Below are 13,577 nucleotides of genomic sequence, written 5' to 3'. Positions count from 1 at the left end.
TTTCAGGGAAAATACCTGGATTTTTCCTGAAATTGATTCAGTTAAAGATTTCGGGTAAAAACCCTTAAGCTTTTTTCTCTAAAAGAGCCATGTAGAAGCCATCAAAACCGGTTTCTGAAGAAAGTATTTTTTGCTCTTTAAGCATTTTGAATTTTTTACCTTCTTCGGTGTTTGTAAGGAAGTTTTTTACTTGTTTTTCATTTTCTGAAGGCAAAACCGAACAGGTTGCGTACACCATTTTTCCTCCCGGTTTCACAATACGAGAATAGGTTTCAATTATCTCGGCCTGGGTTTTTATAAGCTTGTCTATAAACTCGGGTTGTAATTTCCATTTTGCATCCGGATTTCTGCTTAAAACACCAAGTCCGCTGCAGGGGGAATCTATTAATACACGATCTGCGGTTCCATAAAGTTTTTTAATCACTTTAGTGCTGTCAATGCTTCGTGTATCTATATTATGGGCTCCGGCACGTTTAGCACGGCGTTTAAGTTCCTTTAGTTTATTGCCATAGATATCGGTCGCGATAATCTGGCCTTTGTTTTCCATTAAAGCTGCTAAGTGAAGCGTTTTTCCACCGGCACCGGCACAGGTGTCTACTACTCGCATTCCGGGTTCTACTTCAAGAAATTCGGCTACTAATTGGGAAGAAGCATCCTGAACTTCAAAAAAGCCGTTTTTAAAAGCCTGGGTTCTAAAAACATTGCCACGTTCTTCCAATTTTAAAGCGTTTCTGTAACCTTTTAGAGGCTCAGAAATAATTTCTTCATCCTTAAGAACACTGCGTAATTTATCTTTGGTGATTTTAAGGGTGTTGGCCCTAAGAATAACCGGTGCCTGTAGGTTAAGTGCAGCTATTTCTTTTTCCCAAAGCTTTTCTCCCAGTTCTTTTGCCCCAAGTTCGTCCATCCAGTCGGGTATAGATTCGCGGTATTTTCTAATTTTACTTAGGCTATCAAATTTACCTTTAATTCTTCGGGTAGGTGTACCCTCAAATTGTGGCCAGTCTGGTAAAACAATACCACGTAAAGTGGCCCAAACGGTAAAGAGACGAAATAGGTTTTCCCGGTCAAAAGGTTCTTTAACTTCAGCAATTTTAGCGTAAAGTCTTTTCCAACGAACAATATCATAAACGGTTTCAGCTATAAAACTACGATCCCTGGAACCCCAGCGTTTATCTCGTTTTAAGGTTTGCTCAATAACCTTATCGGCATATTTACCATTATTAAAAATTTCATTTAAGGCATCCATGGTCGCAAAAACCAAATTCCTGTGTAACCGCATAATTAAATTTTGAGTTTGCAAAGGTATGTTTTTTACTCGATAATCGAGATTTAATGTATAGAGGCTTAGAACCAAATCTAAAAATCTATTTTATTTCAGGTTTTTCTAACTATTAGAGGTTTAATTTATGGATAATTGGTATATAAAATCATCAAGATTTTTCCCAATACAATCTGCATTTTTTACCTGAATTAGAATTGGGCGAATTGCGTTAGAAAAAATTATCTTTGACCACAAAATAGTAAGACCTTGGGTATTATGCCCTTTGGCGGTGCCAATAAAAAATCCTTTTATGAAACGACTAATAGTTTTTTGCCTGCTTGCCATACTTAGTAGCTGTAAAAACCAGGATAAAACCGAAAAACAACCAGAGAAAAGTTCTCAAATAAATTATTCTTCAGTAAAGATAGAGCCTATTCTTGAAGATGACTCCTTAAGTATTAGAGCTATAGAAATAATTGGTAACAATTTGGCTTTTGCCGCCAACAAGGGCAGTTTTGGAATGTATAATTTTGATAATAAAACCTGGCGAACCAATACACAAACCTTGGACAGCCTGGTTCCGGAATATAGAGCAGTTGCTGCCACAAATACCGATTTTTTTATGTTAAGTGTAGGTAGTCCTGCTTTGCTTTATAAAACAGGAGATTCGGGAGCAATGGAATTGGTATATAAAGAAGATCACGAAAAGGCCTTTTATGATGCTATGGCCTTTTGGAATGATAGGGAAGGAGTTGCGATGGGCGATCCAACAGATAATTGTATTTCTATAATAATAACACGTGACGGAGGAAAAACCTGGCAAAAAGTAAATTGTGACCGGTTACCGGAAGTTGTTGAAGGCGAAGCAGCTTTTGCCGCAAGTAATTCTAACATTGCTATTAAGGGCGATAAAACCTGGATTTTATCAGGCGGAAAGACGTCGAGAGTATATTTTTCGGCCGATAAGGGCGAGACCTGGGAAGTTTTTAACACTCCATTGGTTGACGGAAAAGCAACTAGCGGTGGCTATACGATAGATTTTTATGATGAGAATTTTGGGGTTATTATGGGAGGAGATTATACTAATCCCGAGGGTAATAATGGAAATAAAGCCATAACAAAAGATGCTGGGAGAACCTGGACACTGGTTGCAGAAGGGCAGAAGCCTGGCTATAAAAGTAGCGTTCGTTTTGTGCCAAATAGTGGGGGAGAAAAGATAATTGCAACCGGATTTAGCGGTATTTCTATTTCTAGAGATTCGGGCGAGACCTGGGAGGAACTTTCTAATGAAGGTTTTTACACTTTGAGGTTTAAGAACGATTCGGTTGCTTATGCCGCTGGAAAAGGCCGAATTGCAAAACTTACATTTAGGTAAAAAAGAATCCCGGAAGACTTAAACCAACCGGGATTCTAACTACTAACTAACCAAAAAACTAACTTTTATCTATTCTTGTTTCTTTTTTTCACGTTCTTTACGGGCGCGGTATTCTTTAATTAACTTTTTATGGAATTCATCTTCCAGTTTATGAAGTTTGATAATTTCCTGGGCAGACATTATTTCTCTTAAATCTTTAAAAAGCTTTTCTTTAAGTACATAATCCTGCTTTTCTATCGCTACATATTCTTCCAGCATATTTTCAGCATCATCTTCGGTAATACATTCAAGGTTGGGAAGATCTCTATGTTCTCGCTTTCTTAGTTGATGTAATTTAGATTCGTATTCATTATAAATTGGCCAAAACTTTTGTGCCTTATTCTTATCGAGGTTTAATTCCTGGGTTAGAAATGCTGTTTTTAGCTCTTTGATTTTCTCACGATGGTTATCATGTTTGTCCTGTGATTGCATTTGCCATAATCCAGAAAACATCAATAATATTATAAGTAGGGTTCTCATATTAATTTTCATCTAATATATAAAGGGGTTCTTCTAAATTTTCATCAAGATAATTTATCATCGCCTCAGAGTCTACTTTATCTAAATCGGTGTCATCTATTATATAACCCTGTTGAAAAATATAGTTTGAAATTTCACCGGTAGAGAACTCTATATTATTGTTATCTATATAGCTTTCCATAACAGAAAGTTCTACATTTTCCCAACTGGTTTGATTTTCAGGGTTTATATAAAAAGTACTGGCAAAAGCAATGATTATTGCTGCTATACTCGCTGCATATAAAAAGGCCTCTTTTGTAATTAAACTACGTACTTTAGGTTTGCTTTGAGTTGCTTTCTTTAACAGCCCATCTTCCATTTCATCAAAATATCCTTTAGGTACGGTAAACCCCGCATGTTTTATATCGCGCAAGCCTTCGTTAAAATGTATTTTATTCAGCAATTCATTTTCCAACCCCTCAAAATATTCTTGTGGAGCTTTAAAACCTGAATTAGAATAATATGATATTTTATCTTTCTTCATTTGTGTATTTGACTATAAAAACGGCAAAAGGTTTAATTTGTTTTTAAGTATTCTTCTATTTTTTTTGCAGCGTGATGATAGGAAGCTTTTAAAGCGCCTTCACTAGTTTCAAGAATTTCAGACATTTCTCTATACTTTAGTTCCTGAAAATATTTCATATTAAATACTTGTTGTTGTTTCGCGGGAAGACTGGCAATTGCTTTTTGTAATTTAAGCTGAATTTGATCACCTTCAAAATACACGTCACTTTCTAAATTGGCAATAAGCTGTTGCTGTAATTCTTCTGAAGAAATTTGATGCTGCTTAGCTTTTTTGTTTAAAAAGCTAATGGCCTCGTTAGTGGCAATCCTGTACATCCAGGAAAACAATTTGCTTTCTCCTTTAAAGTTTTGAATATTTTTAAAAACCTTAATAAAGGTATTTTGAAGAACATCATGGGTATCCTCATGGTCCTTAACCATGTTTCTTATATGCCAGTATAAACGCTCCTTGTATAGGGAAATCAGTTCTTTAAAAGCTTCTGCTGAAGTTTCTTTTTCCTGTAAACGTTTAATAAGTAGATTTTCGGACGTTTTCAAAGGGACGCTAGTCTTAATAAAATTGGTGAACCTCGTATAACGGGTATCAAAGGTAGTTAAAACTTTATTCTTCTTAAAGTCAGTCTCTAAAAGAATTTAGCCCGAAATTCTTTTCAATACCTTTAAGTGATTTTCCGACCAAATGCGTAAAAATAGGATAAAATGCATTTTTTGTTTGGTGAATAAGTTTTTCTAACCTATATTTACTTTATAAATGAGATTTAAATTTTTTGCCCCAAACAAGATTGATTTAAATCAAATATTCTTATTAGCCCCAAAATGAGAATAATTTAAAAAAGGATAGAGTTTGCTCTATCCTTTTTTTATACCCAAACAACAGCTCTTTAATTAATCCTGCTATTTATCGCTTAATTGAGCGATACCGGAAATTTAAAAATTTTTAAAGTTTGATTTTCGATTTCATTTATTGGCCCGGCCAAAGGGTGTAATACCCCCGAGGCTTGCCTTGAAATTAAAAATTTGTTACCAACGAATGCCTCGTGGGCTTGTTTAGAGGTAGTTTACTCGAAAGATTGCATCTCCACTAATTTTTGATAGGTTCCTTTTTGGGCAAGTAATTCGAGATGCTTTCCCTGTTCTACAATTTCTCCACGATGTAGCACTATAATTTTATCGGCGTTTTGAATGGTGGAAAGCCTATGGGCAATAACGATGGAGGTTCTGTTTTTCATCATATTCTCCAGGGCTTTTTGTACTAGTTTTTCACTTTGGGTATCAAGGGCAGAAGTGGCTTCGTCCAGGATCATGATTGGCGGGTTTTTAAGTACGGCACGGGCAATGGAGAGTCGTTGTTTTTGCCCGCCACTTAGTTTATTTCCGCTGTCACCAATGTTTGTGTTTAATCCTTCAGGCAGCTCTTTTACAAACTCCCAGGCATTGGCTATTTTTAAAGCCTCAATAATTTCATCTTCGGTAGCCTGGTCTTTCCCCAGGGCAATATTGTTTTTTACCGTATCATTAAATAGAATAGAATCCTGGGTAACCAATCCCATTAAATCTCTGAGTGATTTTTTAGTGATTCTTTTTATATTATGCCCATCCAGCTTTATTTCGCCTTCATTTACATCGTAAAATCTTGTTATTAGATTGGCAATGGTAGATTTTCCGCTCCCAGACTGGCCAACAAGCGCTACCATTTGCCCTTTTTCAACCTGCATAGAGAAATTCTTTAACACATTCTCTTTCTCATACCTAAAGTTGATGTTTTCTACTTCAATAGTATTATCAAAGCTCTCTTTTTTTACGGCATTTTTATCGTCTTGTATCGTTGATTCTGTCTCTAAAATTTCCAGGATTCGTTCTGCACTGGCATTTCCTTTTTGGATAGAGTAGGTTGCTTTAGAGATCGCTTTTGCCGGGGTTAAAATATTATAGGTTAAGACAAGAAAGCCAATAAAAGTTTCAGGCTCTAATGTGTTGTCAAATAAAACCATTCGTCCTCCAAACCAAAGAACGATAGTGATAACTACCACTCCCAAAAACTCACTCATTGGAGAAGCCAGGTTTTGCCTATGTAAAAGTGTATTTAAGATTCGATTTAAACGACCTGTACTGCTATAGAACTTTTCCTTAAATTTATTTTCAGCATTAAAGCCTTTAATAATCTTTAAGCTTGAAAGTGATTCTTCAACTATGGTGAGAAAATTTGCATTTTCCTGCTGCGCCTGGGTAGATTTCGATTTTAATTTTTTTCCAATAGAAGAAATTAGTAGCCCGGAGATTGGTAGAAATACCAGCACAAAAAGCGTGAGTTTAGGACTTAATGCAATCATTGCCACTAATGTGAAGATAAGTGTAAGCGGTTCTTTTACAAAAAGCTCTAACATACTTAAAAATGAAGTCTGGATTTCCTGCACATCACTGGTAATCCTGGAAATAAAATCTCCTTTGCGCTTTTCAGAGAAATACGAAACCGGTAATTCCACAATTTTATCGTAGATGCGGTTTCTTATGTCTTTAAGCATTCCGTTTCTAAGGCTGGCAATAAAATATAGGGCTAAATAATTGAATAAATTTTTAAGAAAAAATAGTACGATTACGGTGATACAAATACTTACAAGTGCTGCAAGTTGCCCATATTCCTCAACCTGTTGATTTAGGAAATAGTTGGAGTAATCGTTGGCAAAATCTTTTAAACTTGCAAAGCTTCGGTCCCATACCGGTTTTACGTATACGGGCTTCTCCTGGCCAAACAAAACCCTAAGCATTGGAATAAAAGAGATAAACGCCAGGGTGCTAAATAGCGCGTAAAAAATATTACTAATAATATTGAGTATTGCAAAACTTTTATAGGGTTTTGCAAACCTGAGGATCTTTCTTAAATATGTCATAGATACGAGCAACTAGCCCAGTTGTAGTTCGTTTTTAATTCGCTGAATTTTATCGGCAAGTTTTGCATTTTCTGTTTCAAAATCTTCAACTTTTTCCAGTTGCGAATTTACGCTGAAATAAAATTTGATTTTTGGCTCGGTACCACTGGGCCTGGCAGCGATCTTTGTTCCGTTTTCGGTATAGTAAATAAGTACATTAGACTTTGGTATTGTTAATTTTTGCTCGCCGCGTTCCTGAAGGTTTGTGGCAATAGAAGTATGGTAATCTTCAATAAGTACTACTTTTTCGCCGTCTATCTCTTTCCAGGGCTTTTCCCTTAAATCTATGAGCATTTGTTTTATTTCCGCCTCGCCTTCAATACCTTTTTTCACTAAAGAAGTGAGCTCTTCACGGTAAAGGCCAAATTCTGTGTAAAGTTGCAATAATTGCTGGTAAAAAGAAGTGCCATTTGCTTTCATTTGTGCCGCAATTTCACAGGCAAGTAGGGTTGCGGTTGCCGCATCTTTATCGCGTACAAAATCGCCTACCATATATCCAAAACTTTCTTCACCACCGCCCACAAAATCAAGTTCTGGATGATCTTTTATCAATTTAGCAATCCATTTAAACCCAGTTAAAACTTCGTGATATTGTGCGCCATAGGCTTCCACAATATTTTTAAGCATAGGAGTAGAAACAATAGTGGAGGCTACAAAAGAATTTTCAGAAAGCTTGTTTTGTTCTTTATGCTTCTCAAGTAAAAACCAGGTCATTATTAGCATGGTTTGGTTTCCGTTAAGAAGAATCATTTTTCCATTTAAATCACGTACAGCCACACCCAGTCGATCTCCATCGGGATCTGTACCAATTACAATATCGGCATTTTTTTCTTCAGCCAGTTCTAATGCCATTTGCAAGGCTTCCGGTTCTTCAGGGTTTGGCGATTTTACCGTAGGGAAATTGCCGTTAGGTTCTTTTTGGTCTTCCACCAGGAAAACATTTTTATAACCTGCCTTTTCTAAAATTTGCGGATTGGTTTTGCAAGCCGTTCCGTGTAGAGAGGTAAAAACTATTTTTAGGTCGTCTTTAGCCGCAGGTGTGGTGTCGAAACTGCCATTTTGTACCGAAGCTTGCTGGAATGCCTTATCTACATCGCTATCAATTTTATTTATAAAGTCTGGTTTGGCTTCAAAATTAACCTGGTTGTAGTCTAACTTATTAATTACATCTATAAGTTTTGCATCTTGGGGAGGTACCAATTGGCCACCATCCTGCCAATACACTTTATAGCCGTTATATTCAGGCGGGTTATGGCTGGCGGTTAGCACGATCCCTGCGTGACAATCTAGATACTTAACAGCAAAAGAAAGCTCGGGGGTTGGCCTTAATTCTGAAAACAGATAAACTTCAATCTCATTTGCCGAAAATACTTCAGCCACCATCTGTGCCAACTCTTTTGAGTTGTTCCTGCAATCGTAGGCAATAACTACTTTTAATTTTTCTCCGGGAAACTCAGTTTTTAATAAATTTGAGAGTCCCTGGGTATTTTTTCCAAGGGTATATTTATTGATTCTGTTAGTGCCCACGCCCATAATTCCGCGCATACCTCCAGTACCAAAAGCGGCATTTTTATAAAAAGAATCCTCTAGTTCGGTGGGGTTGTTATCTATAAGATTTTTGATCTCTTTTTGGGTATCTTCATCAAATATTTCGGTAAGCCAGGCTTGAGCCTTAGCCAGGATTTCTGGTTTATTTTGAGCCATAATTATCTGTTTAGGAAAACAAAAATAAGGATTAATGCCTTAATGGCATTATAAATTAGAGGTGGTTTTATTGATTAAATAGCGTTCTTTCTCTCGTTTGGAGCGTAAAATGAGTTCGCCCAGGAAACCGGCAAGAAAGAGCTGAGAACCAATTATCATTACTGCCAGGGCTATATAAAACCAGGGGTTAGAGGTTACTAAAACATTGGGAAGCCCATGGTATAGTTTGTAGAGTTTAGATATACCAATCCATCCGGCAGAGAAAAAGCCAAATATAAACATAAGTACCCCTAAAGCACCAAATAGGTGCATAGGCCTTCTACCAAATTTAGAAAGAAACCAAATGCTAATGAGGTCTAGGAAGCCGTTAATAAAACGTTCTGCGCCAAATTTTGTTTTACCAAATTTTCGGGCCTGGTGCTGTACTTCTTTTTCGGTGATTTTTGAATAGCCTGCATTTTTTGCTAAAACCGGGATATAGCGATGCATTTCACCGTAAACATCAATGTTTTTGATTACTTCTTTTCGGTAAGCTTTAAGTCCGCAATTAAAATCATGCAGTTTTACTCCTGAAGTTTTTCTGGCGGCGGCATTAAAAATTTTTGAAGGAATATTTTTTGAGATTACCGAATCGTAGCGTTTCTTTTTCCAGCCCGAAACAAGGTCGTAGCCTTGCTTTTTAATAAGTTGGTAAAGTTCGGGGATTTCCTCAGGGTTGTCCTGCAAATCGGCATCCATGGTAATCACTACATCGCCTTGTGCCCTTAAGAAACCGGCGTGTAGCGCCTGTGATTTTCCGTAGTTTCGGTTAAATTTTATGCCCTTAACTGCATTATCATTTTCTGCAAGGGCCTCAATGGTATTCCAGGAGCCATCGGTACTCCCATCGTCTATAAAAATAATCTCGTGTGAAAAGGAATTGGATCGCATTACTTTTGCGATCCAATTGTATAATTCAGTTAAAGATTGTTCTTCGTTTAAAAGAGGAATAACGACGGAAATTTGCATTGAAAGGTTTTTAGGTATTCGGGTTCTTTTCTCTAAAAACTAAAGCTACTATTAGCCCTATAGCCGAGAAGAAAGCAAGTTGAAAAACATAAGCTTTTAGCTGATTTAAAAAGGAAAACTGATTAGAGGCTTGGATATCGGCAATGGCTTTGTCGATTTCTGATTGCGGAACGTTGAAATTTTCCATCATACCTCGAGTAACTTCTACGGTCATTTCGGTAACCGTTTTAGAAGCTCCCGGATCTATCACATTAAATATTAATATGCTTACTAAAACAGCTATTAGAAGGCCAATGGCGGGTACAATAAAATAGGCGGTAAATGCATTTTTAAACGAGAAATAATCTGCTGTACTAATTTTTTTAGCGGCACGTACGGCCAAAATAGCCAATACAAGAACAATTAAAAAATTACTTACACCAAGCCACCATTTAGTAAATAATTCAAGATTAAAAACATAGGCTAATACAGTAATAATGCTAAGAGCCAAACCGGCATAAACACCATAAGGTACTGAAGCAGATTTTAAAGATTTTTCCATAATTTTGAGATTGTTTAGTTACAACCGGTTAGTAAGCAAATATAATAAAACGTTACATTGCATAAGAATTAAAAATAATTTTGTCTAATACTTGTTTTTATAATTGAATTCCTTAAATTTGCACTTCGAAAAATTAAAAGAACTAAAGCGATGAAGCAGGGAATCCATCCGGAAAATTATAGATTAGTAGCATTTAAAGATATGTCTAACGAAGATGTATTCATTACTAAATCTACCGCAAACACTAAAGAAACTATTGAAGTAGACGGTACAGAATATCCACTTATTAAGTTGGAGATCTCAAGAACTTCTCATCCATATTACACCGGGCAAACCAAATTGGTAGATAGCGCCGGACGTATCGATAAGTTTAAAAACAAATACAAGAAATTTAAGAAATAAGTTTTTGTTATATATAATACTAAAAGTCGTCTTTTTAAGGCGACTTTTTTTATGCGCACTATTATTTAGAGAGTAGTCTTTAGAAAATTGGGAACATTTTAAAAAGCGAAACTTTTCAGTTTTAATTTTACTTGTAACTTTGAGTTCTAAAATTTGTGCGGATGAATTATATATTATTTGACGGTTCTGCCAGGAACCGATTACTCCCTTTTACCTTTACACGGCCAGTTGCCGATATTAGGGTGGGAATTCTTACCATTAGAGAAAAATGGGAATTACTTTTAAAAACTACTACTTCTACAATTACCGAAGATTACTTAGCCCAAAAGTGGCCCATGGTAGAGTTGCAGGAAAATGTAATGATTAATGCTTCGTTTTTGCCTAATCCCGAATTTTTAGAGCAGGTAAAAACCCTGAAACCCAATCAGGCTATTTTTTACAAGGAAGATATTGTTGCTTTTCATGCTTACGAAGACCAGGAGGTTGATTTAAATGCTTATGAGGCATTAGAATTGGCAGGAGCTGTAATTCAAATAGACAATAAATGGGATATCTTTTTAAAAAATGGAGCGGCCATAGAAGCAGACTTTGAGTTTCTAACACAAGGTAGGAATTCACAACCTATTTCAGACTCTAATTTTGTAAAAAACCCGGAACGTATTTTTCTGGAAGAAGGTGCAGAAGTGGAAAATTGCTCCCTAAATGCATTATCAGGGCCTATTTATATTGGTAAAAATGCAAAAGTGCTTGAAGGTAGCCTAATTAAAGGAGCATTGGCAGTTTGCGAAGAAGCCCTGGTGAAAATGGGGGCTAAAATATATGGCCCTACTACTTTAGGCCCCGGTTGTAGGGGTGGGGGTGAGATGAACAATGTTGTGTTTTTTGCAAACTCCAATAAAAGCCACGATGGCTATTTGGGGAATTCAGTTTTAGGTGAATGGTGCAATCTTGGTGCCGATACCAATACCTCTAATTTAAAGAATAATTATGCCGAAGTGCGAACCTGGGACTACGAAACAGAAGGTTTTGCTAAAACTGGTTTACAGTTTTGCGGATTATTAATGGGAGATCATAGTAAGTGTGGTATAAACACCATGTTTAATACTGGAACCGTGGTTGGTGTAAGTGCCAATATTTTTGGTTCTGGGTTTCCAAGGAATTTTATACCTAGTTTTAGTTGGGGAGGTAGTGCTGGATTTACTACTTATAAAACACAAAAAGCTTTTGAGGTTGTAGAAATTGTGATGAGGCGCCGAAACCTGGATTTTACAGCAGAGGATCAAAAGATTTTGGAACATGTTTTTGAAGAAACCGGTAAGTGGAGAAGAGCTTAGGTAGGTGCTTCAACTTTTTAAAACATCAATTTTGAAAGGCTTAAAATAGAGGCTATCTGAAATATCTTTAACGCGTCATCCTGAATTTATTTCAGGATCTAAGCTGTTTCAAGTGTGCATGCTAGAAGCTGAAACAAGTTCAGCTTGACGAAAATTTGATATTTCAGATAGCCTTTTCTTTCATTAAAAATCTATTTATCCCGGTTAAGAATCCTTTCTAAAAAACGTGGCTTCATAGGTGCTGCTGTTTCCAACATTATCAGTGACAATAATTTTTAGCTGATTTTCTGTTTCAGTCACTACATCATCACTAAAGTCATGAGTTAATGTATTATTTTTATATTCATATTCCATCAATATAAATTTACCATTAACTGTAGCGCGATAACTTTTTATTCCCGATAAATCATCACTTATTCCAACTTGTAAAGTACTGTTGTTCGAGATCCATTGGCCGTCATTAAAATTTTTGGGCCATATTTTTGGAGGGGTAACATCTGAAGCTAGCGTATATTCCCCAAAGGTTCTTGTTCTGGTGGTGAAACGATTTGCTTTCTTGTAAGTTGAAGAGTAATTAAAACGGTCTCTGTAACCCAGCCTGGCAATAAATAGTTTTTCCTTTTCTTCTGCTGAATAGTTGCTCACATCAAATCCTATGCTAATGTTTTTGTGAAGCGGGGTGTGCTCGTTGTGAACTTTTACTTTGTCATCTTTAAATTCTATGTCCAGGAAAGTATCTGTGTAAAGGCTTCCTTTGGGAATGTAAATGTCCATTCCGTTGGCTTCGGCGGAAAACGGCTGATTTACTTGTGCAAAATAATCGGTTTTTTCTTCTTCTTTAGGGGGTAAGTCAGTTACGTGTGCTCCCTGGATAGGAATTCTTATTATTCGTTTATTTCCGGCGAAGTCGCTCACTTTAATGGTGTAATTGTAATTTAAGCTATCCTGAATGTGAAGCTCCCCTTTATTAACCACATTTGAATATAGGCTTAGTGGATTGCTATCTTCAACAAAAAGCTTTTGTATGCGCTTTTTGGTTTTACTGTAATGCCCGTAATCAATAAGTTGATTTAAATGACGGGTTTCCGAAAAGGAAAATCGGTTAAAGGGTAGGTTGAGTATTTGGTCTCCATTTAACTCAGTTTCAATTTGATAGATTCCATTTCTGTTAGGTGCCCCATCTTGCTGATCTACAGTAGAAACACCAAAACCTATATTTCCGCAGGCATCTATTTCAGAAGCGATATAGCTACCATCTTTTAAAGGAGTAAGGTTTATTTTCTGCATTTCACGAGAATTATTTATGTGAGCATCGGCATCTAAAGGATAGGCGTATACACCGTCTATAATGGGGGCGCGGCCATCGGATACAGATATTCCAAAGAGTTTTGGGTTCATAGGGCGTTGGTTACCATCACGAATTTCAAAATGGAGATGTGGGCCGCCACTACCGCCTGTATTACCACTGTAAGCTATAAGTTCATCAGCAGCTACAGGTAATTCACCTGCTTCGGGAAAAAGTTCTATTTCGTAAGATTCTTTGGCGTATTGTCGCTTTTTTACATATGCTTCAATTTCGGGAGAAAACTCTTTTAAATGGGCATAAACACTGGTATAGCCGTTAGGGTGCTGTATATAAAGAGCTTTTCCGTAGCCATAATGCTGAATATTAATTCGGCTTACATAACCTTTTGCTGAGGCTACTACTTTTAATCCCTGCCGCTGTTGGGTTTTAATATCCAGGCCACTATGAAAATGATTAGATCTTAATTCTCCAAAAGTCCCGGATAATACCAGAGGGACATCTAAAGGGTTTTTAAAATAATCTTTTGGTACGTTTGACTGGGCAAGTAAAACTGCGCTAAAACAAAAAAGAAAAACGCTTAAAACAACTTTCATATAAAATTATTATTTGAGGTCTAAATGAACCGGTAAAGTT

The 13,577-nt window shown here is 36.6% G+C and carries 12 protein-coding genes; 3 read left to right on the top strand and 9 right to left on the bottom strand.

Annotation, left to right across the window (positions count from 1 at the left end):
* Positions 1–64 precede the first annotated feature (64 nt).
* Positions 65–1,282 carry an RsmB/NOP family class I SAM-dependent RNA methyltransferase gene (locus I6U50_RS10910; protein ID WP_198638851.1) on the bottom strand — a complete coding sequence of 406 codons (1,218 nt, stop codon included), beginning with the start codon at positions 1,280–1,282 and terminating at the stop codon, positions 65–67.
* A gap of 292 nt (positions 1,283–1,574) precedes the next feature.
* On the opposite strand from I6U50_RS10910, the gene I6U50_RS10905 reads away from it, so the two are divergent.
* Entirely contained in the window at positions 1,575–2,639 is a 1,065-nt protein-coding gene (locus tag I6U50_RS10905; RefSeq protein ID WP_198638850.1) for a WD40/YVTN/BNR-like repeat-containing protein, read from the top strand.
* 69 nt (positions 2,640–2,708) lie between these two features.
* On the opposite strand, the gene I6U50_RS10900 is transcribed toward I6U50_RS10905, so the two are convergent.
* The 7 genes from I6U50_RS10900 to I6U50_RS10870 all read right to left on the bottom strand — a co-directional run bounded on the left by I6U50_RS10900 (position 2,709) and on the right by I6U50_RS10870 (position 9,902).
* The gene (locus I6U50_RS10900) at positions 2,709–3,158 is read right to left on the bottom strand and encodes a hypothetical protein (protein WP_198638849.1); all 450 of its coding nucleotides are present in this window, start codon (positions 3,156–3,158) and stop codon (positions 2,709–2,711) included.
* Between the two features lies 1 nt (position 3,159).
* Positions 3,160–3,681, bottom strand: coding sequence for a hypothetical protein (locus tag I6U50_RS10895; protein WP_198638848.1), 522 nt, complete (start codon positions 3,679–3,681; stop codon positions 3,160–3,162).
* A gap of 32 nt (positions 3,682–3,713) precedes the next feature.
* Positions 3,714–4,259, bottom strand: a complete 546-nt coding sequence (locus I6U50_RS10890; RefSeq protein ID WP_198628545.1) for an RNA polymerase sigma factor — start codon at positions 4,257–4,259, stop codon at positions 3,714–3,716.
* A gap of 521 nt (positions 4,260–4,780) precedes the next feature.
* Positions 4,781–6,610: an ABC transporter ATP-binding protein gene (locus I6U50_RS10885; RefSeq protein ID WP_198638847.1), complete on the bottom strand. Its 1,830-nt coding sequence runs from the start codon at positions 6,608–6,610 to the stop codon at positions 4,781–4,783.
* A gap of 12 nt (positions 6,611–6,622) precedes the next feature.
* The gene (locus tag I6U50_RS10880; RefSeq protein WP_198638846.1) at positions 6,623–8,353 is read right to left on the bottom strand and encodes a phospho-sugar mutase; all 1,731 of its coding nucleotides are present in this window, start codon (positions 8,351–8,353) and stop codon (positions 6,623–6,625) included.
* Between the two features lie 48 nt (positions 8,354–8,401).
* Positions 8,402–9,361 (bottom strand): glycosyltransferase family 2 protein, encoded by a 960-nt coding sequence (locus tag I6U50_RS10875; protein ID WP_198638845.1) that lies wholly within the window; start codon positions 9,359–9,361, stop codon positions 8,402–8,404.
* A gap of 10 nt (positions 9,362–9,371) precedes the next feature.
* Complete coding sequence (locus I6U50_RS10870) at positions 9,372–9,902, bottom strand: DUF4199 domain-containing protein (RefSeq protein WP_198638844.1); 531 nt, start codon at positions 9,900–9,902, stop codon at positions 9,372–9,374.
* A gap of 150 nt (positions 9,903–10,052) precedes the next feature.
* Here I6U50_RS10870 and I6U50_RS10865 point away from each other — a divergent pair, with 150 nt between their 5' ends.
* Both I6U50_RS10865 and I6U50_RS10860 read left to right on the top strand, forming a co-directional pair.
* On the top strand, positions 10,053–10,304 hold the full coding sequence (locus I6U50_RS10865; protein WP_079722006.1) for a type B 50S ribosomal protein L31: 252 nt from the start codon (positions 10,053–10,055) through the stop codon (positions 10,302–10,304).
* Between the two features lie 161 nt (positions 10,305–10,465).
* Positions 10,466–11,638 carry a GlmU family protein gene (locus I6U50_RS10860; RefSeq protein WP_198638843.1) on the top strand — a complete coding sequence of 391 codons (1,173 nt, stop codon included), beginning with the start codon at positions 10,466–10,468 and terminating at the stop codon, positions 11,636–11,638.
* A gap of 204 nt (positions 11,639–11,842) precedes the next feature.
* Here the strand turns inward: I6U50_RS10860 and I6U50_RS10855 are convergent, their stop codons facing one another.
* Entirely contained in the window at positions 11,843–13,537 is a 1,695-nt protein-coding gene (locus tag I6U50_RS10855; RefSeq protein WP_198638842.1) for a M23 family metallopeptidase, read from the bottom strand.
* Positions 13,538–13,577 lie beyond the last annotated feature (40 nt).

Source organism: Salegentibacter maritimus, from assembly GCF_016236975.1.
Taxonomy (GTDB): Bacteria; Bacteroidota; Bacteroidia; order Flavobacteriales; family Flavobacteriaceae; genus Salegentibacter; species Salegentibacter maritimus.
This window is presented reverse-complemented; position numbering and strand designations above follow the sequence as displayed.

What these genes read in the sequence shown, in the direction of transcription:
- I6U50_RS10910 (WP_198638851.1), bottom strand. Translation starts at nt 1,282, where the DNA reads ATGCGGTTACACAGGAATTTGGTTTTTGCGACCATGGATGCCTTAAAT.
- I6U50_RS10905 (WP_198638850.1), top strand. Translation starts at nt 1,575, where the DNA reads ATGAAACGACTAATAGTTTTTTGCCTGCTTGCCATACTTAGTAGCTGT.
- I6U50_RS10900 (WP_198638849.1), bottom strand. Translation starts at nt 3,158, where the DNA reads ATGAGAACCCTACTTATAATATTATTGATGTTTTCTGGATTATGGCAA.
- I6U50_RS10895 (WP_198638848.1), bottom strand. Translation starts at nt 3,681, where the DNA reads ATGAAGAAAGATAAAATATCATATTATTCTAATTCAGGTTTTAAAGCT.
- I6U50_RS10885 (WP_198638847.1), bottom strand. Translation starts at nt 6,610, where the DNA reads ATGACATATTTAAGAAAGATCCTCAGGTTTGCAAAACCCTATAAAAGT.
- I6U50_RS10880 (WP_198638846.1), bottom strand. Translation starts at nt 8,353, where the DNA reads ATGGCTCAAAATAAACCAGAAATCCTGGCTAAGGCTCAAGCCTGGCTT.
- I6U50_RS10875 (WP_198638845.1), bottom strand. Translation starts at nt 9,361, where the DNA reads ATGCAAATTTCCGTCGTTATTCCTCTTTTAAACGAAGAACAATCTTTA.
- I6U50_RS10870 (WP_198638844.1), bottom strand. Translation starts at nt 9,902, where the DNA reads ATGGAAAAATCTTTAAAATCTGCTTCAGTACCTTATGGTGTTTATGCC.
- I6U50_RS10865 (WP_079722006.1), top strand. Translation starts at nt 10,053, where the DNA reads ATGAAGCAGGGAATCCATCCGGAAAATTATAGATTAGTAGCATTTAAA.
- I6U50_RS10860 (WP_198638843.1), top strand. Translation starts at nt 10,466, where the DNA reads ATGAATTATATATTATTTGACGGTTCTGCCAGGAACCGATTACTCCCT.
- I6U50_RS10855 (WP_198638842.1), bottom strand. Translation starts at nt 13,537, where the DNA reads ATGAAAGTTGTTTTAAGCGTTTTTCTTTTTTGTTTTAGCGCAGTTTTA.